This window comes from Aestuariivita sp. (assembly GCF_021404545.1).
GTDB lineage: Bacteria > Pseudomonadota > Alphaproteobacteria > Rhodobacterales > Rhodobacteraceae > Aestuariivita.
The window spans coordinates 1-23188 of record NZ_JAAWWD010000072.1 but is presented as its reverse complement, the minus strand read 5'-3'; the positions used below and the strand labels follow the sequence as shown (position 1 = coordinate 23188).

Here is a 23188-nt window from a genome sequence, read left to right as displayed (position 1 = left end):
GATGAATTTCGATCTCACCGAAGAACGGCAGATGTTGCAGGACACCCTGCGGCGCTATCTGCGGGACAAGTACGACACTGAAACGCGCAACACCATCATCGAAAGCGATGACGGGATAAGCGCCGAGATTTGGGCCGAACTGGCCGAGTTGGGCGTGATCGGCGCGCTCTTCACCGAAGAGCAGGGCGGCTTTGGCGGTGCCGGGTTCGACATCGCCGTGGTGTTTGAGGAACTGGGCCGCGCCGGTGTGGTGGAGCCGTTCCTGGACACCGCTGTTCTTGGCGGGCGCCTGATCGCCGCGACCGGAACGGATGCGCAGAAAGAGGTGGTCGAGCAGGTGATCACTGGCGGTGCGCATCTGGCTTTGGCCCATGGCGAACCGGTCAGCCGCTATGATCTGACCCATGTGGAAACGACACTGACCGCCGAGGGCGATGACATCGTGCTGAACGGGCGCAAGGCCGTGGTGGTCAATGCCGAAGCCGCAGGTCATCTGATCGTGTCGGCCCGCGAAAGCGGTGCTGTGCACGAGGCCGAGGGGATCTCTCTGGTTCTGGTGCCTGCCGACGCGGCTGGGCTGACGATGCGCGGCTATCCCATGCTGGCCGGCGGCCGCGCGGCCGAAGTGACGCTGGATGATGTGCGCTTGCCCGCATCTGCTCGTCTGGGTGCTGCGGGCCAGGGCTGGGGCCCGCTCAGCGACACGCTGGCGCTTGCCCATGTGGCGTTGGCCGCTGAAACGCTGGGAGCGATGGACAGCGCCACGGCCCTGACCAACGAGTATCTGGGTACCCGCCAGCAATTCGGTCGGCCCATCGGCACGTTCCAGGCGTTGCAGCACCGCATGGCCGATATGCTGATCGAACTGGAGCAGGCGCGCTCTGCGGTGATCAACGCTGCGGGCTATCTGCAAAGCGACACCCGCACGCGCGATCTCAACATCGCGGGCGCGCGTAACCTGATCGCCCGGGTGGGTCGTCTGGTGGCCGAGGAGTCGATCCAGTTGCACGGGGGTATCGCGATGACCCAGGAATATGAGCTGGCTCATATCGCCAAGCGCATTGTGATGACCGATCACCGGTTTGGCGATGCCGATTATCATCTGGAGCGGTTCATTGAGCTTTCCGCCGCCTGAGGATGGCATCATCCGCGCCCAGTCCGGTGCGCAGATGAGCGTCGATTACATCGTAGATGTGGGCCAGCCTGACGGGCTGGGCCGTGCCATCCTGGATGTGCGCGATCAGCACACCAATCGCAACGGCATGCTGCATGGCGGGATTATCGCGATGCTTCTGGATGCCGCTTGCGGCTTTACCGCCTCGATGCGGCTGGGGGATGGGAACGCGCTGACACCCCTGGTCACCGTACAGCTGAACGTGAGCTTCGTTTCAGAGGCGGCGGTGGGGCGGCGGGTCACGGCGACCGGCCATCCATCGGGGGGCGGACGGAAGATCGCCCATATCTATGGAGAGTTAAAGGACGAAGAGGGGCGGATGCTGGCCACGGCCACAGGCGTATTCCGCAAGATCACGCTCCGGGGGGAACCGACATGACATTGGCACGGGTAGAGGATCGCGGCGACCGCGCGGTTGTCGTCAACATGAACGTGGACCGGCGTGGCGCATTGTCGCCCGATCTCTATGCCGCGATCCGCGAGGCGTTGGCCTTGGCCGCGCAAAAGCGGATCCGGGCGGTGATCCTGACAGCGGAAGGCGGATTTTTCTGTGCGGGCGGCGATCTGAATGTGCTGATCGAGCGGCGCACCCTGTCGGAGCTCGAACGCCGCGCCAAGGTCGATGAACTGCACGATCTGGTCCGCCTGATCCGGTCTTCACCGGTGCCCGTCATTGCCGCAGTCGAAGGTGGCGCGGCTGGCGCGGGCGCCTCCCTGGCTTTGGCATGCGATCTGATTGTGGCCGCCGAGGGCGCCAAGTTCACCGCCGCCTATGTCAAGGCCGGGCTGGTGCCGGATGCGGGGCTGACCTCGGCTCTGTCGCGCCTTGTTCCCCGGGCCTTGGCAATGGAGATGTGTTTGCTGGCCCGCCCGGTCACGGCAGAACGGATGTATGCATTGGGGGCCGTGAATGCAGTCGTGCCCGCAGGTGAGGCCGATGCCTCCGCGCATGCGCTGGCGGATGCGCTGGCCCAAGGGCCGCGCGCGGCACAGGGATCCATTCGCAAGCTGGTTGCAGACGCTTACGAGACCACCGAGGCCGATCAACTGGATGCCGAGCGCAACGGCATGGCAGCCGCTGCCGGTGGGCCCGAGGCCGCCGAAGGCATCGCCGCGTTCCTGGAAAAGCGCAAACCGAGCTTTGGTGTATGAGCCCTCCCCGGGGCACCGCACTCGCGCGGCGTTCGGGTCTGCGTCGACCGTTTCTGGCGGCCGTTCCGCAAGCGCCGGGTGATCCTGATTGCGTCATCGCCGCCAGTTTTCGCAATGCGGGGGACCTGCGCGCCAGGATCGCCAAGGCCCGCACGGGCTGCGGTCGGCAGCCCTTCGGCGTGAACGTCGCAACGCTGCCGAAACCGGTGCCAGGCGAGACCACCGAAAACACCTGTCGCCCGATCGTGGATGAAGACATGACCGTCGTTGAGACCTCGGCCCGCGACACGATCCGCACATTGGCGAATGAGGCCACGGATCAGGTCGTGCGCCTGGAACAGGAGAACTCGCACGTGACGATACAGAAATTTATGCCGCCGGTGTCCGGCAAGGCCGGGTGCGCCGCATACAGGTCAGGGGACCTGTCCAAGGGCCTGCTTTGGGACGGTCATGCCTTGGGGTTGACCGACCGGATCCTTCCGGTGGCCGAAATCATCGCGCGGATTGAGGCCGGGTGGGTGCAGGCCTTGGACAGGGTGGAAGGTGTCGTTATGCGGGAGGCAGCGCAATGAGCGGTTTGTGGCACGGATTTCTTGATGACCAGATCGCCACACATGGCGACAGACCTGCGGTGACCGACACTGTCGGTGCGGACTGGAGCTGGTCCGATCTGGGTGCAGCTGTCGAGGAGATGAAAGCACATCTGAGTGCGGCAGGGGTTCAGCGCGGCGACCGGGTGCTGCTGCTGGCCGAGAACTGCGCGGCGGCTTTGGCCGTCCTTTACGCGACCTCGAAACTGGGCGCAGCGGTCATCCCGTTCAACGCGCGCCAGACCGCGGCCGAGATTGACCGCGTGATCGACCATGCCACACCTGCGGTTATTCTGATGACCTCAAACGTCTCCCAGGAGGCGCGCGCGCATGCGACGCGAATGGGCGCAAAAGAGATTTCCGGCGTCTTTGGCAATCTGCATATGCTGGCGCGGGATAGCGAGCCCGAGGGCACAGGTGACGTTGCGGTCGTCCTTTACACGACCGGCACAACGGGTGACCCCAAAGGCGTGATGCTGACCCATGACAATATGCGTTTCGGTGGTATGGCGTCGGCCAATCTCCGCGATATGTCGGCGGAAGATCTGATCTATGGCGTGTTGCCGATCACCCATGTGTTCGGGCTCGCCTCGATCGTCACCGCGGCGGCCTATCGCGGGGCTCAGATCCGGTTCGAGGCGCGCTTCTCCGCCGCCCGCCTCTATGAGGCGCTGACCGAGGGGGTGACGCTTTTGTCGGCGGTGCCGCAGATGCACGCGTTGTTGATGCAGTATACCCGCGAGCAGGGATTTGAACGTTTGCCGAGCGAGACGTTGCGCTATGTCTCGTCCGGCGCGGCCCCGCTCGATCCGGCGTGGAAACGCAAGGCCGAGGCGTTCTACGGTGTGGCATTGCAAAATGGCTACGGGATGACGGAGACAACCGCCGGTATTTCCGCCACGCGTCATCCGATCGGTGATCCGGATTTCTCAGCCGGGCCACCCTTGCCGGGGGTTGAGGTGCGCATCGACGAGAGCATCGAAGGCGGCGGTGACGGCGCGGGCGAGGTGCTGACGCGCGGTGGTCACGTGATGAAGGGTTATTTTCGCAACCCGGAGGCGACGGCCAAGGTTCTGGATCGCGACGGCTGGTTGCACACCGGCGATCTGGGCCGGATCGACGACCGTGGCTTCCTGCATATTCTGGGCCGGTCGAAAGAGCTGATCATCCATGGCGGCTTTAACGTGTATCCGCCCGAGGTGGAGGCTGCGCTGAACGACCATCCCCAGGTGATCCAGTCGGCGGTGATCGGGCGCGTGGTAGGGGGGGATGAAAAGGTCATGGCCTTTTGTCAGGTGCCCGAAGGCAGCGATCTGACCGCCGAGGCGCTGCGGAGTTTCGTGGCCGAGCGCTTGGCCGGCTATAAGCGGCCGAGCCAGATCATTTTGGCCCCATCCCTGCCTGCGGCACCCACTGGCAAAATCCTGAAACACAAGCTGATGGACGCTTTTGCCGATCAGTTGACCTGAGGGTCGATTTTGCGGCGAAAGATCGGTGTCGCTGCCCTGGCCAGCGCGCAAGGCGGGTCTGCGTTAGGCGGTTGCCTGTGACCAGGCGGCGTGAAACCCGCCGAGCAGGGCCTCGTCGAGAGACGCGGTTTCTACTGTGGCGCCCTGGGCCGTCAACGCGCGAATGTACGGATCAGGATCGGCGCCCAACACAACGATCCGCTGACCCAGCCAATACGGCTTGGCCGCCGCAATTTCAGCGCCGATCAGATGTGCAACGATCTGCCCGGTGCCAGACGCATGTGTACTGGCCAGATGCTGCGCGAGCCTTTCGGGGCGCGACAGGGTTTCGCCAAGGGCAGCGTCGAAAGCAGCGTCCAGGCGGGTCGGTTTCGCCTTGAGCGCATCTGCCAGTTGCGGGGTCAGGAAGGTCTGAAAGCTCACCACCTCCCCGGCCGAGATATGCGACCAGCACGTCTCTTGTCCCAAAACCAAGAGGACGCCGTCGAACTGTGGCGCTTGGACAAGATAGCCCGCCATCGCGACCTCGGCTCCGCGCGTGAGCGCGACAGGGTGCTCCTGACGCAGCATTGGGATCGCGGCCACATGGGGCAGGGCTACGACATGGGTTGTTCCGGCCAGCGGAACGCAGGGCACCGGGCGCGGTGCCACGTCGAGACCGGCGGCGACAACCGGACCCGGAAGCTGGTTCAATGCGTCGCGTGGCAGCGTTTGCGGATCTTCGGGCGCGGCGCCCGGCGCCATTGCCCAGACGGTCAGGTCATCTCGACCAGCCAGAACGGCGCGCCAGTCGGCCTCAGACATAAACGCCCTGAGCGGCATCGCGGATGGCACGGATGTTCTGGCCATAGATCTCGGGCTGGGCCACCGACCCGCCGCGGAACACCGCAGATCCGGCCACCAGCACGTCGGCACCGGCCTTTGCCACCAATGGGGCCGTTTTCGGATCGACGCCCCCGTCAATCTCGATATGGACCGGTCGGTCGCCGATCATCATGCGCAGGGTTTTCACCTTGGCTGTCATATCGATAAAGGACTGCCCGCCAAAGCCCGGGTTAACTGTCATCACGCAGATCAGATCGGTGAGATCCAGAAGATCGCGTACGGCCTCTGCCGGGGTGCCGGGATTAAGTGCCACACCCGCCTTCATGCCCGCGCCGCGAATGGCTTGCAATGTACGGTGGATATGTGGCCCCGCCTCCAGATGCGCGGTCAGGATATCGGCGCCTGCATTGGCAAAAGCGTCGATATAGGGATCCACCGGTGCGATCATCAGATGCACATCCATCACCGTTTTCACATGTTTGCGGAAGGCCGCCACCGCAGGCGGGCCAAAGGTGAGGTTGGGCACGAAATGCCCGTCCATCACATCCACATGCACCCAATCGGCGCCCTGCGCTTCAATCGCTTCGATTTCAGCACCGAAATTGGCGAAATCTGCGGACAGGATCGACGGCGCGATCTTAATCTGGCGGTCAAAGGACATCGGGCCCCTCCTTGAACGACTGGTCTGATCGGCGATATAGACCTCTGAACACCGAAACGGTAGGGCTTTGATCAAAAGGAGAGGCCAATGCCCCCTGCCGAGATCAAGTATTCCGCCGATATGCGCATCGACGGCGCCCCCATCCTGCGCGGGATCGAAGAGACGATCCTCAGCCTCGATGCCGGGGCAGGTCACTGCAAGGGGCGCGCCTATCCGGCCGACGTGTTTCAGCACACCCATATTCTGGTTGAGGTGAGCCTTTTGGCCAAACCCCACCGCGACGCCGCCTTTCTGGCACGTTTGATCGAGAGGCTGGAGGCGGCGATCAAACGCCATCTGGCACAACCCTGCGAATTCTCGCTTAAGGTGTTGTTTGCGCCGCCCATCTACATCACCCATCCTTTCGAGCCGGAACGATGACCTGTCTGCGCCAGCCGACGGATTCGGAGCTGCCGGCGCTGTCGGCCCTTTGCCTGCGGTCAAAGGCGGTTTGGGGCTATGACGCGGCTTTTCTGGAGGCGTGCCGAGATGAGCTCAGCCTCGGGCCGGATGATATCGAGCAGACAGCATTGATCGTTCTGGAGGATACCGGAGTGGTGATTGGGGTTGCCCAGGTTGCTGTCGGCCCGAAGGATGCCGAGCTTTGGAAGCTTTTTGTCGATCCCGACCATATGGGCGTGGGCCATGGGCGCCGCCTGATGGTCTGGGCACTGGACGCGGCGCGTGCAACCGGGCGGTCGCGATTGCTGATCGAAGCGGACCCGGGCGCACTGCCGTTTTACCGGCGGTTTGGAGCGGCGCAGATTGGAGAGGTCGCATCGGGGTCGATCCCGGGCAGGGCATTGCCGCTGCTTGCGGTGGTGCTTTGAACGATCCTAGCCGTTCAGGGGGAACCGACGGATCAACCGGAAGATCCCTTCGCTATCCTCACCGACCAGGGCCAGATCCCCAATGCGGAACGGGCGCGGCAGCAGCGGCGCAAGGTAATCGTCCAGCGCGCAGCGGATGGTATTCAGATCCTCTTTGGGCAGCTTGCTGGTTAGCGTGATGTGGAACCGAAAGCTCTCCATCACATAGGGGTAACCCCAGTTTGTCAGGTTCGCTTCCTGGGCTTCTGTCAGCCGTGCCGCCCGGCGGCGCGCCAATTCCTGGGGTGTGGGGGCGGCACGAAACGTATCGAGCGTGCGCACCGCGCGTGCGGCCATGGTGTCGAGCGCACCGGTTTCACCCGGCACGGTCAGGGCCAGAAACCGGCCCAACGGAGTGAGCGTCAGGCCGTCCAGCGTGATCGGGGTTTGCCTCTCCGCCAGATCCTGGACTGCCCGTTCCAGCCCGAGCACGGTCTTGCCGGGGGCCATCCGAAAGGGCGGCTTGATCGTGGCATGCAACCCATAGCGCCGTGGCACCGCGGTGAGCGCCGAGATCCGGTTGGGCACGCCTGGCACATCGGGGTGGGGCAGGCTTTGGCCTGCCACCATGTCCCAACCCAGCCAGGCCATGCAGACCTGTGCCCAGGTTGCGCGCTCATCGGGCACATAATAAATGGCATAGCGTTCCGGTGTCATCGCACAGGCTCCTTTGTGCGCCGCGATGGGGTCGGTGCGTTGCGGGTTCGTGACATCGGGTGCGACCGTTACGCCCGGTAAAAGAGATAGCGATCCGGAGCAATACTCTGCGGCCCCGCGATCTGGGTGAACCCGACCAGTGGCTGGCCCGAGATGATCAACCCCCCTGGCGCCATGACCCGCGCCAGATGTGGGCTGAGCCGGGCGGCTTCGGCCACGTCCTGATCCTTGACGCCAAAGCCCAGATCGTAATGCGCCAGAGCAATCCGCGCGCCCTGATCCGCCAGACGCGCCAGCATCGGTTCGGCTTCGCCTTCCAGAAAGTCCTGCTCTGGCGGGACGCAGGACGGATGGCATTGCAACACCCGGTCAATCACCCAGATCCGGCGCTCGGGCAAAACCTCGCGCAGGTGATCATAGGTGCGCCCGTTGCCCAATCCCAGATCCAGCACATCGCCGACAAGGGGTGCAATCTCGGAGGCGGCCCAGTTTAGCCCGTCACGTTGCGCGCTCAATCGGCGCAGCATGGAATCAAGACGGCTCATCGGGTGTGTTCCTCTTTACGGGATGCCAAGGGACGGCGGGGCCGGACATCAGGCGCCCGGCCAATTCGGCGCAGAAAGACCAGATTGCCGCGTCATGCACAAGGTGATGGGTCAAAAGCCCCAAAGGTTCGCTGTTATCCGCAACCCCGATACGCCGGTTCCGCAGCAGCGCGACCGTTTGGGCGATCAGCCGCTCGGGCGCCACCAGGCTGCGGGTGCCGCGCCAGTCGATGGGGTCGATATGGGTGTTGATCTGTGCCAGACCGGGTGCGGCCTGCGCCCGCGTACGCGGAGCAAAGGCCGACAGCGCGGTAAACCCAAGCTCAGGCAGGTGTGGCAGAAGGTCCGAACCGATCCGGTTCCATGGCGGGACAAAGATCGGGTTCAGGCGGGCACCAAACAGATCCTGCAAACGGTTCCGCCCGGACCGGGCCTCGCCGATCCGCTCCTCCAAGCGGCGGCCCGATCCGAATTCGGCCTTCTTCTCGCCCGGTGATGCATGGTTTCGGTGCGCCCAGCCATGGACCAGCGGTGAAACATGGGGCGTGCGCTCCACGAACCGTGCAAGGCTTGCATCCGCGTCGGCCGGGATCACCGCGACAAAGACGGGCATACCCACATCCGCCGTCATCTCGGCCAACCGGTGCAGCGCGGGTGTCTCGGAAACCGCATCATCGTCGCGCCACCAGAACGGCAGGGCGAGCGTCGCCTCGCGCCATTCGGCGAGCTCCTGTGTCAGAGGGCTCCAATCCGTCATCGCCGCGCATTCCGGAGTGTTTCAGTGATCCGCACGGTCTCGGACACGCCATTCATCGCGACCGTGCCTGTCGCGCGGCGCGGTGTTACGGCAAGTCGTCTGACGGCCTTGGCCAGACCCTCCGGTGTGAGCGCGACACTGCGTATCGCCTCGATCCCAGGCAGATGCGCAAGGCTCTTTGCGCGCAGGCTTTGTTCGACCTCCCCCCCGTCATCGAACGGGATCAGCAGGGCGGGACAGCCGGTCTGCATCAAGTCCATCGCGGTGTTGTACCCGGCCATACTGACCGAGCAGGCGGCGTGGCTCAGCATCTGGCGGAAATCCGGGCGCGCGGCCTCCGCAATCAGATTTGCGGGAGCATTTTGGCGCAGCGCCTTAATCAGTGGAACGGGATCGGTGCCGCCTGCGAGGATGCGCCAGGTCAGCTCAGGCGTGCGCCGCGCCGCCTCCCTTGCCGCCTGAAAGAGCGGCGCGCCAACGGCCCCGCCACCGGCACTGACCAGCACCTCTCCGGTCCCGGCCTGATCGGGGTGCGGACCCGGAGGGGACGGGGCGACAAAACCGGTGTAATGCAACTTTCCCGCCAGCAGGTCGCTGACCGGCCAACTGATCGACAGCGGCGTGGCGGTTGCATCAGAGTGTACCAGAACACCATCGTAAAGCCGCGCGATCAACTCTTCGGTTGCTGCGGCCTTGCCGGGTTTCGACGGGGGCGCAAGGATGTCGCGGATCGAGCACAGGATCAGTGGCGGGGCATCTTGTGCCAGCGCCGCTTGCAGCAGTGCGGTAAATTCTGGTGCCAGGACACGGCGGCCAAAGGGAAAAAGTTCGGTGATCAGCACGTCTGGCTGTGCCTCTGCCAGCGCATCGAGCAGCCGGTCCTGCCGCATCGCCAGATAGCTTTGCGGTGCGGCCATGCCATCCTCGGTCAAAAGCGCGGTAAAGCGGGTGCCGTCCGATTTGAGCGGCGGCAATTGCATCAACCCAATCCCCTCGGTTGCAAGCCCGCGCACCTGCGTCCCGCCCGAGATCACCCGCGCCTGATGCCCGGCCGCGGCAAAACCCCGTGCCAGCATCACGGCGCGGTGCAGATGGCCGGTACCCAAAAGATGTGTGACGACGATCAGGACCTTCATGCGGCGCCCTTCGGGATCAGGCGGATCGGATCGTCTGATGCCTGGCGCAGCGCAGCACCGACTTCCAGAAGATAGAGCCGGTTGCGTTTGACCTGAAAGGGGGCAGGTCCGCGAAAGTCCCATCCCGTGGCGCGTGCCAGAAGCACCCGCATGATCCCGATATGCGTGACCGCCACCGTGTCGTTTTGCAGGCCTGCCAGCCAGGGCGTCAGCCGTGCCCAAACCTCTGCCGGGCTTTCACCGCCGGGCGGTCGATAGTCCCAACCCCAATGATCGATATCGCGGAACCCCGTTGCGGGGTCGGCGCGCAATGTTGCGCCGTGGCGCCCCTCCCAATCGCCCCAGTGCATTTCGGTAAGCGCGTCCGCGCCTTCGGGGACGCGACCGGATACCAATGCTGCGGTCTCTTGAGCGCGGCTCAGCGGGCTGGCGACCAGCGCCGCGGCATCCCAGGGCGGAGGCAGCCGGAGACCGGCCAGAGCCTCCCGGGCCTCGTCGTCAAGCGGGATATCGCTGCGGCCCTGAATGCGGCCCGCGCGATTCCACGCTGTGTGACCGTGGCGCAAAAGGGCCAGCCGTGTCATATCGCGCCTCCGATCAGCGGCGCCAGGGTCCGACGTAAGGTATCTGCGGCAACGGGCATCAGGTGCCCTGCTGCAACGTGATCGCGCGCGCGCCGTCCAGCCGTCCGCCGCAGGCCCGGATCGCTTAACAACCTGTTCAGCCGCCCGGCCAATCCCTCGGGCCCTGCCTCTGGCATGGGATACTCGCCCGGTGCCAGCACATCGCGGACGCCCGGACGGTCTTGGGCCACGACTGGCAGACCGACGGCCTGCGCTTCCAGATAAACCATGCCAAATGCCTCATTCACACCCGGCCAGAGCAATAGGGAGGCGCGGGCATAGGCTGTCTCAAGCGCCTCTGGCGTCAGCGCGCCCAGAAACCGGACGTGCCCGGCGAAAGGGGCAAAAAGTGCCTCGACCTCGGCTCGGGCCGGGCCATCGCCCGCGATCTCCAACTGCCAACCGGGTACCTTGACCAGCGCCAAGGCCTCGGCGATCAAGGCATAGGACGCAAGCTTGTCTCCGCCCCGCATCATGCCCGCGGCCAGCATCGGGCCATCGCAGGCGCTAGCCGAGGGGAGCTCTGAACGGTCGAGAAACGGGGGAAGCGGCACAATGCGTTGTGCGGCCTTTCGGTCGCGGTCCAATGCGATGCGGTCCTGCTCGGTGAAATGAAAGATCACCGAAGCCGCATCACTCGCAGCCTCGGCGCAGGCGGCAAACCCCGCCCAGGGACCGGTGAGACGCGAGCGGGCGCGGGTCGCTTCGATCAGCACATAGGGGATCTTTAGGGCCTGCGCGACGGCAGGACCGATCAGGTCGGGCGCCTTGTAGTAATTGTGGTAGGTGACCCACAGCGTTACCGCACCCAGCGACCCCGTCAACTCCTGAATTTCCGCCGCTGCCTGCCCGATCAGTTCGTTCTGGCGCGTCTCGTCTCCGCCAGGTTCAAAGCTGCGCAACTCCGAGGTAAGCAAAACCCGCTGTTCGAGGGCCATCTCCAGCGCGATCATCAGGTTGCGCGCGATCCGGCGGTCGCCGGACGGTGTCGGATGGTTGGGTGATTTGAGCGGGGCGTAGAACGCGATACCGGTCATGCCGGACCTTTGGTGAGCGCTGTCAGTCGCGCCGAGAGCTGGGCAATTCCCGGCTGCATCAAAAACGACCGTGTCAGACGCAGATACGCGGCATCGGCCATCGCGGCGGTTTGTGCAGGATCGCCCGCCAGCGCGCGCATCGCCTTGGCCAGGGCCTCGGGCGCATCGTCGGAGAGCAGCCCATGCGTGCCGCTGTCGATGAACTCTGGGATTGCCGAGACGGGTGTCGACAGGATCGCCAAGCGTTGCGATGCGGCTTCCATCAGCACGTTGGGCAAACCGTCGCGGTCACCGTCGGCGGCAACCCGGCTGGGCAAAACAAAGAGATCGGCCTCGCGCATTGCCGAGATAACCTCGGGCTGGTCGCAAGCGCCGCGCCAGGTGATGCGATCCGCGACCCCGGCAGCCTCGGCCCGGGCCTGCAAGGTGGATCCCAGGGCGCCGCCGCCGATATGAGTCCAGTGCCAGTTCATAGCCGAAGGCAGCAGCGCCAGCGCGTCGATCAGCCGGTCAAAGCCTTTCTTTTCCACCAGCCGACCCACCGACAGCATCCCGAACGACGCCCCCTTGTCCCGTAAGATCCGGGCGGGCGGAGGCGGAAACCGGGAAAGATCCAGCCCATGATAGATCAGGTCAACCCGTCCGGGATCGGCAGCGAGTGTCTTGAGATGCTCTGCCCCGAACGCGGTACAGGTCGCGCCATACGCCGCCCCGTGCCGGGCGGGGTCCAGCTTTTCGCGCAGCTCCCAGTCGGGCGAGGTCCAGATATCCTTGGCATGGGCGGAAAAGCTCCACGGCAGGCCCCGCATGATCGCCGCATAGCGTGCGACGGAGGAAGGCGTGTGCAGAAAATGGGCATAGAGCGCGCGGACCTCGCCGGGCAGCTCGGCCGCCAGGACGCAGGCCTGCCCGAACCGGCGGATGCGGTTCTTGCTGAGATCGCGGCGCAGGTCCCGCCGCCAGACGGCATAGGCCGCCGCGTATCCGGGCAAGCGTTGGGCCACGGCGCGCGCGGTCCAGACACGGCGCGGCTCCTGATGGAGATACTCCGGAAGATAGCGCACCCGCGCGGTCAGCCGATCATGCAGCGGATGGGTCTTGGTATCGGTGGGATGGCGCAGCGACCAGATGTCAAACCGGTGTCCGGCCTCTTCCAGCGCCACAAGCTCTTGCGCGATAAAGGTTTCCGACAGGCGTGGCCAGCCTTTGACAACCACCGCAAGGGGAGTGGGAGCGTCGCTCATTCGGCGGCACAGCTCGACCGGTGGCCCAGCAGGGCGCGTACCCGGGCATTGACTGTCCCGAGACCATCCAGCAGGCCGTCGACAAAGGCGCCGGAAGGCGGCGCCTGATCGGGCAGACCGCGAATGGCCCGGATCATCGCGGCAGGCGTCAGGCCGTCGCGGGTCTCATCCAGCATCCGGCACAGGCCCAGCTCTTCGGCGCGCGCGGCGCGGATGTATTGTTCAAGCCGGGGCACCGTTCGGGGCAGGATCACGGCGGGTTTGTCAAATGACAGCACCTCGCAAAAGGTGTTATAGCCGCCCATGCAGATTACGCCCTGCGCGCCAGCGAAGAGCGTCTCCATCTCGGCCTCGAAACCCACGGTTGTGACCCGGCCCTCAAGCCGTTCCACCCGATCCTCGAACGCGCGGCGCGTCTCACCCGACAGGAACGGCCCATAAACCAGCTTGGCATTGGGCGACAGGTCGGGATCCTGCTCATAGGCCTTGAGCACCAGATCCACCAGCGCCTCGCCATCGCCGCCGCCACCGGGCGTGACCAGGATGTAGGCCTCGTCCAGTGGCGTGCAGGACGGGGTCACGCTGCGCCGCAGATATCCTGTCCAATGCATCCGCGCCCGTGTCTGGGCGCTCAGCGGTAATCCCTTGGTCGGGTCATAGATCGACCGAAGCCCATAGACCCAGATATCGTCATAGTACCTATCGGTGGCTTCTACCGCGCCTTTGCGCGCCCATTCGGCGGCCAGCACGGTCGGCTCGTCCAGCACATCGCGCAATCCCAGCACAAGCTTGGTGCGGTCGTTTGACACCAGATCGTCCAGCGTGGGGAGCAGCTCGCCGCGAAAGCCCGCGGGTTCCTTGTCGACGATGAGCAGATCGGGCTCATATTGCTCGACCGCCGATTGGATAAGGCCCGCGCGCAGACTGGTGGTGGCGTCTATATCCATCCCCAGGGTGGTCGAGACATAGGATCCATCGGCCCGTTTCGTGACACCGGGCAGGCGAATGTGGTCAACCCGGCGCGGGAAGGTGAAGCGCCCTGCGATCGGTGATCCGGTCAGGATCAGCGCCGAGGCCGAGGGGTCGGCCTGAGTGATCGCTGTGGCCAACAGCCGCGAACGGCGCAAGTGACCCAGCCCGAACGTGTCATGGCTGTAGAGCATCACGCGCGGAGACTGAGCCGTTGTCGATGTGGGGGATGTCGCCTGCGCCATGCCGTGCTCTTGTTGCGGGGCTATCGCCTCACAGTCTCATATCCGAGCCTGTTTTGCCAAATAGTCCCTTGATGTCATAAAGGATCGCACCCGGTTTGCCCAAGCCCCGTATTGCATCCGATCCCATTTCCAGAAATTCCCTATGCGCCACGGCCACAATGATCGCATCATATGCCCCGATTTTGGGCGATGAGACCGGCGCGACGCCGAATTCGTCCGCAACGGCCGCAGCATCAACCCATGGGTCATAGAGGTCCGCATCAACCGAAAAGGCGGCAAGCTCGGTCAGGATATCGGCCACCCGGGTGTTGCGCCAATCCGCGCAGTTTTCCTTGAAGGTAAAGCCCATCACCAGAACCCGCGCCCGGCTCAGATCGGTCTTACGCGCCAAAAGTGCCTTGATCAGCTCTTGGGTGACATGTTTGCCCATGCCGTCATTGATCCGCCGCCCGGCCAGGATCACCTCGGGGTGATAGCCCAGCTGCTCAGCCCGGTAGGTCAGGTAATAGGGATCGACCCCAATGCAATGCCCGCCCACAAGCCCCGGCTTGAACGGCAGAAAGTTCCACTTGGTGCCGGCCGCCTCCAGCACTTCCAGCGTATCGAGGCCCAGCCGAGAAAAGATCAGCGAGAACTCGTTGACCAATGCGATATTGAGGTCTCTTTGAGTGTTCTCGATCACCTTGGCGGCTTCGGCGGTCTTGATCGAAGAGGCGCGGTGCAGCCCGGCCTTTACCACCGGGGCATAGATCGCTTCCACCCTATCAAGTGTCGGCGTGTCCTGGGCGGCGATGATCTTGACCACGGTCTCCAGCGAATGCTCGGCATCGCCGGGGTTCACCCGTTCGGGCGAATAGGCCAGTTGGAAATCCTGGCCGGCGACGAGCCCGCTGGCTTTGGCCAGAACGGGGCCGCAGACCTCCTCGGTCACGCCTGGATAGACGGTCGATTCCAGGATCACCAGCGCACCGGGGCGCAGATGCGCGCCGATTGTCTGGCAGGCTCCGCGCACCGGGTCGAGGTCGGGTTTTTTGGCATCCGTGATCGGTGTCGGCACAGCGATTATGAAAACCGAAGATCCCGCAAGATCCTCGGGGTCATCGGTGAACCGGGCGGTGGTTGCGGCCAACGACGCATCCGTCACTTCGCCGTTGCGGTCCTGGCCTGCATTCAGATCGGCGATGTGGCCGCTATCCAGATCAAAGCCCGTGACGTCAGACCCCGCCCGCGCCAAGGCCAATGCCAACGGCAGGCCGACATAGCCCAACCCCAATACCGCGATTGGGCCCTGATCAGAGGTCTGTGCCATTTTTGGGAACCTGCCCGCCTTCTATTTTCGGAGCCGATATACGCGCGGCCTGCTTGAATTGCCAGCACCCGCACCGGAATTTCAGTCTCCGTGATCAGGCCTTCGGAGCGGCGTATTTGCGCATTGCGCCCGCCTGAACTAGCGTAGCTGAAAAAAGGGACGGGAAGGGCTGAGGGAATGATAGTGACTTGGCTACGGGTCTGGCTGATGGCTTTGGTCCTTGCAACGGCGCCGCTGGGGGTCGGGGCGCAAGGCATCGGCACGCTCTCTGGGCTGGGGGCCGAGAACAACGGCACGCAAGACCCGATCTCGGAGGCGATCCGTCAGGCCGCCGAGCAGGGCGTTTCGGTTGTCGTGGTCGATCCGAACGGGCAGGTGATTGCCGTCCCCGGGGTCGCGCCCCCAGAGAAGGATCCGGTAGAATCGGTCATGGGCCAGGGGTCGATGCTGATGAAGGGTCAGGAACGGGCCGCAGATTTCCGCAACGAATTGCGCGAACGGCTCGAGGCGCTGCCCAATTCGATCAATGAGGTGGCCTTCATCCTGCGGGCGACCAGCCCTGATGGCCGCATCATGACCTATGTCGAGGCGCTGGGCTTTTCGATCCTGCTGTTCATTGTCGGGCGGTTCCTGACAACCGAGATCTACGGCAAGCGCATCGTCAAACGCTTTGTCGTGTCGCGGATCAAGGAAAACCCGCAAGGCTATAGCGAAAAGATGCCGTTCCTGGTGTTTCGCTTCTTCATGGGCGTGACCGGGACCATCGTGTCGATGCTCTTTGCGTATATCCTGGGCTCGATCATCTTTGGCGCGGTCGAGGATGTCTCGCTGCAATTCACGATTGCCGCGATCTACACGAGCTATTTCGTCTGGTCGGTGCTGGCGGATGTCTGGCGGATGATCCTGTCACCCTATCTGAGCCAGTATCGCATCCCCAGGTTTTCGGACCGAGATGCACGCAGGCTGTATCTCTGGGCGATCAGCGTTGCTTTGATTGATTTTCTTGTGGTCGCGATCTCGACCTGGCTGGCCGATTTCGGGCTGAACTACAATCTCTATGCGATTGTGTACGGGGTGCTGGCGCTCTTTGTGATGTTTCTGAATGTGCTGATGATCCTGGTCAACGGGCGCGCAATCACAGGGGCGATCCGCAACGGGCGAGAACCCGGTGAACTGCCCTGGATCAGCCGATTCGTCTCTTATGCCTGGGCGCCTGCGGTGATTGCGTATTTCATCTTTGGCTGGCTGGAACTGGCGGCCGATCTGGTGCTGGAAATGCCCGTTTCGATCCCGTTGATCGCCGGCGCTTACGGCGTGCTGTTGTCGATCATCGTTGTCTATGGCGTGATCAACTATGTGATCGAGCGGTTCTTCGAGCGCAGCCGCGCCCTGCGCGAAATGAACGTTGCAGAGGAAGGTGACGATGCCGCGGAGGGCGCCGACGCGTTCGAGCAGGAAATGGTTCGCCCCGCGCTGATGACCTATGAAGAACTGGCGCGCCGGGTGTCGGGCATCCTGGCCTTCGTTGCGGGCATCTACATGATGCTGCGGATCTGGGACAGCGAAGGGGTCATCCTCAGCGAGACCGTGGTCGACCGTGGTCTCGATGTCGTTGTGATCATCTTCATCGGCTACATCATCTATCACGTTGCCCGGATCTGGATCGATGCCAAGATCGCCGAGGAAACCAATGACATGCCCGAGGCCGAGCTGGGCGACGAGGGTGGCGGCGCCTCAAGCGCCAGCCGTCTTGCGACGCTGTTGCCGCTCTTTCGGAATTTCATGCTGGCGGTTGTGGTGGTGTCGATCGCATTGATCGCGCTTTTGGAGCTGGGGATCAATGTCAGCCCGCTTTTCGCCGGGGCCGGTGTGGTCGGTCTGGCCGTGGGATTTGGCGCGCAGACACTGGTGCGCGACATCTTTTCGGGGGCATTCTTTCTGGTCGATGATGCGTTCCGCAAGGGTGAATATATCGACATCGGCCAGGTCAAGGGCACGGTCGAAAAGATCTCGGTCCGGTCCTTCCAGCTGCGCCACCATCTGGGCGCGCTGCACACCATCCCCTTTGGCGAGATTCAGGTGCTGACCAATTACTCCCGCGATTGGGTGATGATGAAACTGCCGCTACGCGTGACCTATGACACCGATGTCGACAAGGTGCGTAAACTGATCAAGACCCTCGGTCAGGACTTGCTGAGCGATCCGGTGATCGGCGACAGCTTCCTGCAACCGCTGAAAAGCCAGGGCGTGATCGAGATGCAGGACAGCGCGATGATCATCCGGGTGAAGTTCATGACCAAACCCGGCGATCAGTGGCTGGTGCGCAAACGGGTCTATCAGGAGATCCGCAACCTTTTCGAGCAGGAAGGGATAAAGTTTGCCCATCGCGAAGTCACCGTACGGATCGCCGACGAACCCGGCGAAGGGCTGACCCCGAAACAGCGCGAAGCCGTCTCAGGGGCGGTGGAGGCCGCAATTGACGAGGATATGCTGGACGAGATCGGCCCAGGCGGCGACGACCGCTAGGCGCCCGCGGCAAGCGAGGATGTGAACGCAAGTGAGGTAAGGGCCACGTCCGCGCCGACCTTTGGGTCGGCAACCGATTTGCAGACCTTTGCGGACGTTCGGATCAGAGCATTGAACGGCCGCCTCAATTGCATGGGTATCAAACTGTAAGCACCAATGGGCAGTGATCCGACACTTCTGGATCATAAATCACATCAAAGCCTTGGACTGCGAGGGCGTCACTGACCAGCATGTAATCCGCGAACTTGCCCGGCTTTTTGTATTGCGAATTTCTGGTGCTGGTGAAGCCGTGCCCGGTCACCAGTTCGGACAGACCAGCCTCCGCCAAAAGCCGGAGCGTTTCACTGTCCGGTTCGACGTTGAAGTCGCCGCAGACGACCCTCAGGTCGTCAGGCTCCGAAACCTGGTGCGATAGATCAAGGAGCCGCTGCGCCTGATCCGCCCGCTCGGGCGTATCCATCTTTCCATTCAGGTCCCGCAACCCGTGCATATGCGTGACACTGATCGACCGACTCGAGCTGTAGTCGTAGATCCGAACTCCATGGGCGCTGCGGGATCGCGGGTGATCTCCGTAGCCAACCGGGGAAAAGTCTTTATGAACAAAGCCCTGAACCTGCCCGATGATCGGAACCGACTTATGCACGAATGTGGCCAGCCCCCATTGTGAGGGAATCGGCTGATCTTCATCCCAAAGAACGCCCTGCGCGGCCGGACAGAAAACGGCGACGTGATCGGGAAGAGCTCTGGATACATCGAGAAAGAAGTTTGCCCGCTGCGGCAGGATGTGATCCCCATCGCGGTAAGTCAGCCAGTCTTTATCTGACGTGGGGCTATGGACGACCTCTTGCAGGCACAGGACGTCAGGCGCGGATGTTTCGATATAGGGCAACACCTGTTCATGCAGTTTCCCTCCCCACCCATTCAGGCACATTATCTCCACGGGCTGATCCTTGTTGCTTCCCAGAAACCGACGTTTGCAGCATTCTGGAAGATCCGCAATGGGAGTCCTGACCTCGTTCCAGATACACCCCCGCAGGCCAGTCTGAGCAAAGCATCAGTGCGAAGGACACAAAGGCGGTGCGCCTGGATGGTGACGGTCTAAAATGCCGAAGGCGGCGATGGCATAACAGAGGATCTATGATGAAATTCCGACACCTAAGATACTTTGTCGCTGTCGCAGAGGAGCTGAATTTCACACGTGCGGCTGAGCGGCTGAATATGGCGCAACCCCCCCTCAGCCAGCAGATCAAACAGCTCGAAGACGACCTTGGTACGATCCTGATCGAACGGGCAAGCAGGCCGATGCGGCTGACCCGTGCAGGTGCCGTGATGTTGGGTCATGCAAGACAGATCCTGGACATGAGCACGGCCGCAAAGGCGGATGTCATGCGCATCGGGAAGGGGCAGACGGGTCTTCTGAACGTCGCTTTCGTTGGATCCGCCTTGTATTCTGTCTTGCCGGGGATACTGTCGCACTTTCGCCGTGAGTATCCCAGAGTAGACGTTTCCTTGAATGAGATGCTTGCGCCGGACATCGCCAGCGGGCTTGAGGACAGGAAAGTGGACGTGGGTATTGTTCGCCCGGCTCTGGTGGACGTCGGCGAGTTGGAGCAGAGACCGCTGGTTGAAGAACAGATGGTTCTTGCTGTCCCTGATCACCACCCGTTGGCAAGAAAGGACTGCGTTTCCTTGGCATGCGTTCATTGCGAACCGCTGATCCTTTACCCGATACACCCCAAGCCCAGCCTGACCGAAGAGGTCTTGAAGTCCTGCAAGGCTCTTGGTGCGGAACCCGATATCATTCAGGAAGTGCTGCATCTTCAAACAGCCTTGATCCTTGTCGCGCAGGGTGTCGGCCTGACGCTTGTGGTACAATCTGTTGCGCGCCAGCCCAGAACGGGCGTCGTGTTTGTCAGCATCGCCGATCCGGCGCCGACATCCGTCTTGTCGGTGGCCTGGCGGAAGGGTGTGGCATCGCCGTCTTTGGATAATTTTCTGCGCATATGCGATGAACGCAGCCGGCGCTACGCCAAGTGACGTTGTGCCCCCTAAGTCGCGCACCGGGCAGGACCGGCGTTGACGCGTGTGGGTCAACGACCCTGGATATCTGAGCATATCAGAAACCTCTGGACCCGAACCGAAGCGATATTGGACGCCCGGTTTGAGAGGTGCGATCCATGAATGAAGACAACGCTCCGAAAGCCTTGGAGATGGCATCTGACTACAGGAGCTTTGATGCACGCACCGGACAGAAGAAAGGTCATGGTGGTCACAGGAGGCTCGCGCGGTATCGGCGCGGACATCGTTCGGCTGGCGGCGCGGACTGGCTATAAGGTCGTGATCAACTATGCCAATAGCGCCACGGCCGCTGAGGGTCTGCTGGACGAGCTCAATACTGACAAGACAGTCGCCCATGCGGTCAAATGCGACGTGTCCGATGAGCCGTCTGTTGTCGGACTATTTGCCGAGGCGATGGAGGTTTTCGGCCCGGTCTCGGTTCTGGTCAACAACGCGGGCGTGACCGGAGGATTTTCCAGAGTGTCCGACGTCTCTGCCCGGACATTGGCGGAGACCATGAACACAAACGTCATCGGCGCGTTTTTGTGCTGCCGCGAGGCCGTGCGCCAGATGTCGACGCGAATGGGTGGTGTTGGCGGGGCAATCGTTAACGTGTCTTCGCGCGCCTCCCAATATGGTGGCGCTGGGGAATGGGTGCATTACGCGGCATCCAAGGGCGCCATGGATACGCTGACTTTGGGTCTTGCCCGCGAAGTGGCCGCCGAAGGCATTCGGGTTAATGCCGTCGCCCCGGGATTTGTAGATACGGAACTGCACGCGCATGCCGGTGACCCGGACCGTGCCAACCGGCTTGCTGCGCAAACGCCGATGGGGCGCCCAGGAACATCACCGGAGATTGCCAATGTCGTTCTCTGGCTGGCGGATGACGCGGCCTCCTATGTCACCGGTGCCATCGTTGCCGCGGCGGGAGGGCGCTAGCGTGTCACGTCATGTTTTTGCGCCTTGGGAGGACGTATAATGACCGCTTTGGAACAGGCCATGCAACACTGCCGGGCGGAAGGTATCGCCTTTGACAGGGTGCGAACAAATGGCATCGACATGTTCTATGCACGCAAGGGCGGCGGCTTTCCTCTGGTATTGCTGCACGGATGGCCCGAGTTCTGGATGGTGTTTCGGCCCATCCTGAACACTCTGGCCAGCGATTTTGACGTGATCGTTCCCGACCTGCGCGGATGTGGTGATACCGGCAAGGCAAAGGCCGGTCCGGATGGCGATGCCGGGGCAATGACCCATGCACAAGACATCAAAGGTCTGGTCGATGCGCTCGGGTTGGAGAAATTCGGGCTGATCGGCGGAGACCTTGGCGCCTATGTCGCGCAGGCCTTTGCTCAAACCTATCCAGATCGGCTCGCTGGGCTGTTTTTCTTTTGCACACCCTATCCGGGCCTCGGCAAGCGCTATGCACAGCCAGATCACCTGACCGAGGTCTGGTATCAGTATTTCCAGCAAGTGCCATGGGCGGCTGAACTTGTGGGCGCATCCAGAGAGACCTGTCGCACCTACATCTCACATTTCCTCAATCACTGGTCCGATGACAATCCAGCGGTTTTTCAGGACATGATCGAGATCTACACCGACAACTTCATGAAGAACGACAACATTCAGGGCGGGTTTGATTGGTATGTGAGTTCAGCCAAGAACCGGCAGCTATGGATTGAAGAGGCACTCCCGCAACCGCCGATCATCGAGGCGCCGACCTATTTCATGTGGGGAAAAAGAGATCCACTTATCCGCCCGGAATGGAGCGACAAGTTAGGGGACTACTTCAGCGACTTCACCATCCGTTTTGCGGATGCAGGTCATTTCGTACATGCTGAAATCCCGGACCAAGCCTCGGCCGAGATAAGGACCTTCTTTGATGGTATCTGAGTTTGGCGTCACTCCAACGGATCCGCTTCCACACAAGTGGTACCGCCACAAAACCCACGACGACATTTCCTTCCAAGATGGGACACCGTAATGCCGCCTGCCGATATTCTGAGGACGCTTCTGAGCATTGAAATCCCGATCATTCAGGCGCCAATGATCCTGCAAGCCCCCTTGGTTCCGCTGGCAGCAGCGGTCAGCAACGCCGGTGGCATGGGTTCTTTGGGCTGTGCCGAAATGCCTGTCGAGGAGTTACAGCAGAGGATTTCGGAACTGCGGTCGGCGACCCCAAAGCCCTTCAACCTGAACTTCTTCCTGCATCAAGAGCCACGGTATGATCCCGACCTGGACCTTGAGATCAGAAACTTGATACAGCCATTTTACAACAAGAATGGTCTGGACGCGCCGCGCGATGCGTCATCCACCGATCTTGAGACGTTCAACGATGACAAGCTCGCCATATTGGTGGAGGAGCGACCATCAATGGTGAGTTTCCATTTTGGCTGCCCCCGACGACCCGTCCTTGACGCGCTGCACGCTGTTGGCATTGTCACGGCAGCAACGGCAACCACCGTGCGTGAGGCCATTGCGCTGCAAGAGGCCGGGGTGATGATCGTAGTCGCTCAGGGCTGGGAAGCGGGCGGGCATCGCGGATCGTTTGCCAGCAATTTCGAGGATACCGGGATCGGCACGTTGGCACTGGTGCCTCAGATCGTCGATGCGGTGGACGTGCCGGTGATCGCCGCCGGAGGGATCGGCGACGGTCGTGCCATTGCGGCCAGCCGTGCGTTGGGGGCCAGTGGCGTTTGGATGGGCACGGCATTCCTGTCCTGTTTGGAGGCGCCGATAACAGCGCTGCACCGCAAGGCTTTATCATCTGCTGGCGACGAGGACACCCACCTGTCACGCGCCTTTTCCGGGCGTCCCTGTCGTGCCAGGCAGACACCCTATTCGCAACATATGGCGCGCACGCGCCCCAGACTTCAGGACTTTCCGCTGATGTATAACTATAGCGGTCCGCTCAAGAGCTTTGGGATCGATACCGACAATCTGGATTTCCAGTTTTTGCTGTACGGGCAGGCGGCGGCCCTCAACCGCGAGATGACGGCTGCACAGCTGATAGAAAAGCTTACATCGGAAACAGCGACTGTGATTGCGCAAATGGGTGCGTGGGATCGCGCGGTCTAGGGTCTGTTGAGATTCATCGAGAGTTGATCAGTGCTGCACATGCGTAGATCATGGCGGCGAAACTGGTGTCTGTCTTGTCAGATCGCATTGCGATGCGGCGGGAGGCTTTTAGATTACAGAAGAAATTTCACACCAAGAGCCGCCAACCATACATACCAGGGCAAAATTCAAGGGGGGCCTTTAGCCGGGGCCCCTGTTGGAACAAAAAAAGGCACCGCGGGGGGTTCC

24 protein-coding genes and 1 pseudogene are annotated in these 23188 nt (G+C 62.4%); 12 read left to right on the top strand and 13 right to left on the bottom strand.

Annotated features, from left to right (window positions below; genetic code table 11):
* Window position 1 precedes the first annotated feature (1 nt).
* The 5 genes from HEP69_RS22760 to HEP69_RS22740 are packed head-to-tail and all read left to right on the top strand — an operon-like array spanning window position 2 to window position 4385.
* On the top strand, window positions 2-1135 hold the full coding sequence (locus HEP69_RS22760; RefSeq protein WP_290560809.1) for an acyl-CoA dehydrogenase: 1134 nt from the start codon (window positions 2-4) through the stop codon (window positions 1133-1135).
* Window positions 1116-1553 (top strand): PaaI family thioesterase, encoded by a 438-nt coding sequence (locus tag HEP69_RS22755; protein ID WP_290560808.1) that lies wholly within the window; start codon window positions 1116-1118, stop codon window positions 1551-1553. Before HEP69_RS22760 ends, HEP69_RS22755 begins: the two co-directional genes overlap by 20 nt.
* On the top strand, window positions 1550-2326 hold the full coding sequence (locus HEP69_RS22750; RefSeq protein ID WP_290560807.1) for an oxepin-CoA hydrolase, alternative type: 777 nt from the start codon (window positions 1550-1552) through the stop codon (window positions 2324-2326). Before HEP69_RS22755 ends, HEP69_RS22750 begins: the two co-directional genes overlap by 4 nt.
* Window positions 2323-2898, top strand: coding sequence for a hypothetical protein (locus HEP69_RS22745; RefSeq protein WP_290560806.1), 576 nt, complete (start codon window positions 2323-2325; stop codon window positions 2896-2898). The genes HEP69_RS22750 and HEP69_RS22745 overlap by 4 nt, the downstream gene beginning before the upstream one ends.
* Window positions 2895-4385 (top strand): class I adenylate-forming enzyme family protein, encoded by a 1491-nt coding sequence (locus HEP69_RS22740; protein ID WP_290560805.1) that lies wholly within the window; start codon window positions 2895-2897, stop codon window positions 4383-4385. The genes HEP69_RS22745 and HEP69_RS22740 overlap by 4 nt, the downstream gene beginning before the upstream one ends.
* 63 nt (window positions 4386-4448) lie before the next feature.
* On the opposite strand, the gene HEP69_RS22735 is transcribed toward HEP69_RS22740, so the two are convergent.
* Together HEP69_RS22735 and rpe are read right to left on the bottom strand one after the other, a co-directional pair.
* Window positions 4449-5189: a 2-dehydro-3-deoxygalactonokinase gene (locus HEP69_RS22735; RefSeq protein ID WP_290560804.1), complete on the bottom strand. Its 741-nt coding sequence runs from the start codon at window positions 5187-5189 to the stop codon at window positions 4449-4451.
* Window positions 5182-5871, bottom strand: coding sequence for a ribulose-phosphate 3-epimerase (gene rpe, locus HEP69_RS22730; protein WP_290560803.1), 690 nt, complete (start codon window positions 5869-5871; stop codon window positions 5182-5184). The genes HEP69_RS22735 and rpe overlap by 8 nt, the downstream gene beginning before the upstream one ends.
* Before the next feature lie 87 nt (window positions 5872-5958).
* Here rpe and HEP69_RS22725 point away from each other — a divergent pair, with 87 nt between their 5' ends.
* Together HEP69_RS22725 and HEP69_RS22720 are read left to right on the top strand one after the other, a co-directional pair.
* Entirely contained in the window at window positions 5959-6291 is a 333-nt protein-coding gene (locus HEP69_RS22725) for a hypothetical protein (RefSeq protein WP_290560802.1), read from the top strand.
* Window positions 6288-6740, top strand: coding sequence for a GNAT family N-acetyltransferase (locus tag HEP69_RS22720; protein WP_290560801.1), 453 nt, complete (start codon window positions 6288-6290; stop codon window positions 6738-6740). The genes HEP69_RS22725 and HEP69_RS22720 overlap by 4 nt, the downstream gene beginning before the upstream one ends.
* A 6-nt stretch (window positions 6741-6746) precedes the next feature.
* Here HEP69_RS22720 and HEP69_RS22715 read toward each other — a convergent pair whose 3' ends face one another.
* From HEP69_RS22715 to HEP69_RS22675, 9 genes are all read right to left on the bottom strand, one after another.
* Window positions 6747-7436: a DUF1045 domain-containing protein gene (locus tag HEP69_RS22715; protein WP_290560800.1), complete on the bottom strand. Its 690-nt coding sequence runs from the start codon at window positions 7434-7436 to the stop codon at window positions 6747-6749.
* A gap of 68 nt (window positions 7437-7504) precedes the next feature.
* On the bottom strand, window positions 7505-7981 hold the full coding sequence (locus HEP69_RS22710; protein WP_290560799.1) for a class I SAM-dependent methyltransferase: 477 nt from the start codon (window positions 7979-7981) through the stop codon (window positions 7505-7507).
* Entirely contained in the window at window positions 7968-8738 is a 771-nt protein-coding gene (locus HEP69_RS22705) for a polysaccharide deacetylase family protein (protein ID WP_290560798.1), read from the bottom strand. The genes HEP69_RS22710 and HEP69_RS22705 overlap by 14 nt, the downstream gene beginning before the upstream one ends.
* A complete protein-coding gene (locus tag HEP69_RS22700; protein ID WP_290560797.1) occupies window positions 8735-9874 on the bottom strand; it encodes a glycosyltransferase in 1140 nt (379 codons plus the stop codon). Before HEP69_RS22700 ends, HEP69_RS22705 begins: the two co-directional genes overlap by 4 nt.
* A complete protein-coding gene (locus HEP69_RS22695) occupies window positions 9871-10458 on the bottom strand; it encodes a histidine phosphatase family protein (protein WP_290560796.1) in 588 nt (195 codons plus the stop codon). The genes HEP69_RS22700 and HEP69_RS22695 overlap by 4 nt, the downstream gene beginning before the upstream one ends.
* Window positions 10455-11534, bottom strand: coding sequence for a glycosyltransferase family 4 protein (locus tag HEP69_RS22690; RefSeq protein ID WP_290560795.1), 1080 nt, complete (start codon window positions 11532-11534; stop codon window positions 10455-10457). The genes HEP69_RS22695 and HEP69_RS22690 overlap by 4 nt, the downstream gene beginning before the upstream one ends.
* Window positions 11531-12778 carry a glycosyltransferase family 4 protein gene (locus HEP69_RS22685; RefSeq protein WP_290560794.1) on the bottom strand — a complete coding sequence of 416 codons (1248 nt, stop codon included), beginning with the start codon at window positions 12776-12778 and terminating at the stop codon, window positions 11531-11533. The genes HEP69_RS22690 and HEP69_RS22685 overlap by 4 nt, the downstream gene beginning before the upstream one ends.
* Window positions 12775-13992 (bottom strand): glycosyltransferase, encoded by a 1218-nt coding sequence (locus HEP69_RS22680; protein WP_290560793.1) that lies wholly within the window; start codon window positions 13990-13992, stop codon window positions 12775-12777. The genes HEP69_RS22685 and HEP69_RS22680 overlap by 4 nt, the downstream gene beginning before the upstream one ends.
* A 28-nt stretch (window positions 13993-14020) precedes the next feature.
* On the bottom strand, window positions 14021-15301 hold the full coding sequence (locus HEP69_RS22675; RefSeq protein WP_290560792.1) for a nucleotide sugar dehydrogenase: 1281 nt from the start codon (window positions 15299-15301) through the stop codon (window positions 14021-14023).
* Window positions 15302-15478: 177 nt separating this feature from the next.
* Here HEP69_RS22675 and HEP69_RS22670 point away from each other — a divergent pair, with 177 nt between their 5' ends.
* Window positions 15479-17827 (top strand): mechanosensitive ion channel domain-containing protein, encoded by a 2349-nt coding sequence (locus HEP69_RS22670; RefSeq protein ID WP_290560791.1) that lies wholly within the window; start codon window positions 15479-15481, stop codon window positions 17825-17827.
* A 139-nt stretch (window positions 17828-17966) separates the two neighbouring features.
* Here the strand turns inward: HEP69_RS22670 and HEP69_RS22665 are convergent, their stop codons facing one another.
* The gene (locus HEP69_RS22665; protein ID WP_290560820.1) at window positions 17967-18719 is read right to left on the bottom strand and encodes an endonuclease/exonuclease/phosphatase family protein; all 753 of its coding nucleotides are present in this window, start codon (window positions 18717-18719) and stop codon (window positions 17967-17969) included.
* A gap of 185 nt (window positions 18720-18904) precedes the next feature.
* Here HEP69_RS22665 and HEP69_RS22660 point away from each other — a divergent pair, with 185 nt between their 5' ends.
* The 4 genes from HEP69_RS22660 to HEP69_RS22645 all read left to right on the top strand — a co-directional run bounded on the left by HEP69_RS22660 (window position 18905) and on the right by HEP69_RS22645 (window position 22960).
* Window positions 18905-19864 (top strand): LysR substrate-binding domain-containing protein, encoded by a 960-nt coding sequence (locus tag HEP69_RS22660; protein ID WP_290560790.1) that lies wholly within the window; start codon window positions 18905-18907, stop codon window positions 19862-19864.
* Between the two features lie 198 nt (window positions 19865-20062).
* On the top strand, window positions 20063-20824 hold the full coding sequence (locus tag HEP69_RS22655; protein WP_290560789.1) for an SDR family oxidoreductase: 762 nt from the start codon (window positions 20063-20065) through the stop codon (window positions 20822-20824).
* A gap of 39 nt (window positions 20825-20863) precedes the next feature.
* On the top strand, window positions 20864-21775 hold the full coding sequence (locus HEP69_RS22650; RefSeq protein ID WP_290560788.1) for an alpha/beta hydrolase: 912 nt from the start codon (window positions 20864-20866) through the stop codon (window positions 21773-21775).
* A 90-nt stretch (window positions 21776-21865) separates the two neighbouring features.
* Entirely contained in the window at window positions 21866-22960 is a 1095-nt protein-coding gene (locus HEP69_RS22645) for a nitronate monooxygenase (RefSeq protein ID WP_290560787.1), read from the top strand.
* A gap of 13 nt (window positions 22961-22973) precedes the next feature.
* Here HEP69_RS22645 and HEP69_RS22640 read toward each other — a convergent pair.
* Window positions 22974-23114 (bottom strand): annotated as a pseudogene (locus HEP69_RS22640) (IS5/IS1182 family transposase); the annotation flags it as partial.
* Window positions 23115-23188 lie beyond the last annotated feature (74 nt).

What these genes read in the sequence shown, in the direction of transcription:
- HEP69_RS22760 (WP_290560809.1), top strand. Translation starts at nt 2, where the DNA reads ATGAATTTCGATCTCACCGAAGAACGGCAGATGTTGCAGGACACCCTG.
- HEP69_RS22750 (WP_290560807.1), top strand. Translation starts at nt 1,550, where the DNA reads ATGACATTGGCACGGGTAGAGGATCGCGGCGACCGCGCGGTTGTCGTC.
- HEP69_RS22745 (WP_290560806.1), top strand. Translation starts at nt 2,323, where the DNA reads ATGAGCCCTCCCCGGGGCACCGCACTCGCGCGGCGTTCGGGTCTGCGT.
- HEP69_RS22740 (WP_290560805.1), top strand. Translation starts at nt 2,895, where the DNA reads ATGAGCGGTTTGTGGCACGGATTTCTTGATGACCAGATCGCCACACAT.
- HEP69_RS22735 (WP_290560804.1), bottom strand. Translation starts at nt 5,189, where the DNA reads ATGTCTGAGGCCGACTGGCGCGCCGTTCTGGCTGGTCGAGATGACCTG.
- rpe (WP_290560803.1), bottom strand. Translation starts at nt 5,871, where the DNA reads ATGTCCTTTGACCGCCAGATTAAGATCGCGCCGTCGATCCTGTCCGCA.
- HEP69_RS22725 (WP_290560802.1), top strand. Translation starts at nt 5,959, where the DNA reads ATGCCCCCTGCCGAGATCAAGTATTCCGCCGATATGCGCATCGACGGC.
- HEP69_RS22720 (WP_290560801.1), top strand. Translation starts at nt 6,288, where the DNA reads ATGACCTGTCTGCGCCAGCCGACGGATTCGGAGCTGCCGGCGCTGTCG.
- HEP69_RS22715 (WP_290560800.1), bottom strand. Translation starts at nt 7,436, where the DNA reads ATGACACCGGAACGCTATGCCATTTATTATGTGCCCGATGAGCGCGCA.
- HEP69_RS22710 (WP_290560799.1), bottom strand. Translation starts at nt 7,981, where the DNA reads ATGAGCCGTCTTGATTCCATGCTGCGCCGATTGAGCGCGCAACGTGAC.
- HEP69_RS22705 (WP_290560798.1), bottom strand. Translation starts at nt 8,738, where the DNA reads ATGACGGATTGGAGCCCTCTGACACAGGAGCTCGCCGAATGGCGCGAG.
- HEP69_RS22700 (WP_290560797.1), bottom strand. Translation starts at nt 9,874, where the DNA reads ATGAAGGTCCTGATCGTCGTCACACATCTTTTGGGTACCGGCCATCTG.
- HEP69_RS22695 (WP_290560796.1), bottom strand. Translation starts at nt 10,458, where the DNA reads ATGACACGGCTGGCCCTTTTGCGCCACGGTCACACAGCGTGGAATCGC.
- HEP69_RS22690 (WP_290560795.1), bottom strand. Translation starts at nt 11,534, where the DNA reads ATGACCGGTATCGCGTTCTACGCCCCGCTCAAATCACCCAACCATCCG.
- HEP69_RS22685 (WP_290560794.1), bottom strand. Translation starts at nt 12,778, where the DNA reads ATGAGCGACGCTCCCACTCCCCTTGCGGTGGTTGTCAAAGGCTGGCCA.
- HEP69_RS22680 (WP_290560793.1), bottom strand. Translation starts at nt 13,992, where the DNA reads ATGGCGCAGGCGACATCCCCCACATCGACAACGGCTCAGTCTCCGCGC.
- HEP69_RS22675 (WP_290560792.1), bottom strand. Translation starts at nt 15,301, where the DNA reads ATGGCACAGACCTCTGATCAGGGCCCAATCGCGGTATTGGGGTTGGGC.
- HEP69_RS22670 (WP_290560791.1), top strand. Translation starts at nt 15,479, where the DNA reads ATGATAGTGACTTGGCTACGGGTCTGGCTGATGGCTTTGGTCCTTGCA.
- HEP69_RS22655 (WP_290560789.1), top strand. Translation starts at nt 20,063, where the DNA reads ATGCACGCACCGGACAGAAGAAAGGTCATGGTGGTCACAGGAGGCTCG.
- HEP69_RS22650 (WP_290560788.1), top strand. Translation starts at nt 20,864, where the DNA reads ATGACCGCTTTGGAACAGGCCATGCAACACTGCCGGGCGGAAGGTATC.
- HEP69_RS22645 (WP_290560787.1), top strand. Translation starts at nt 21,866, where the DNA reads ATGCCGCCTGCCGATATTCTGAGGACGCTTCTGAGCATTGAAATCCCG.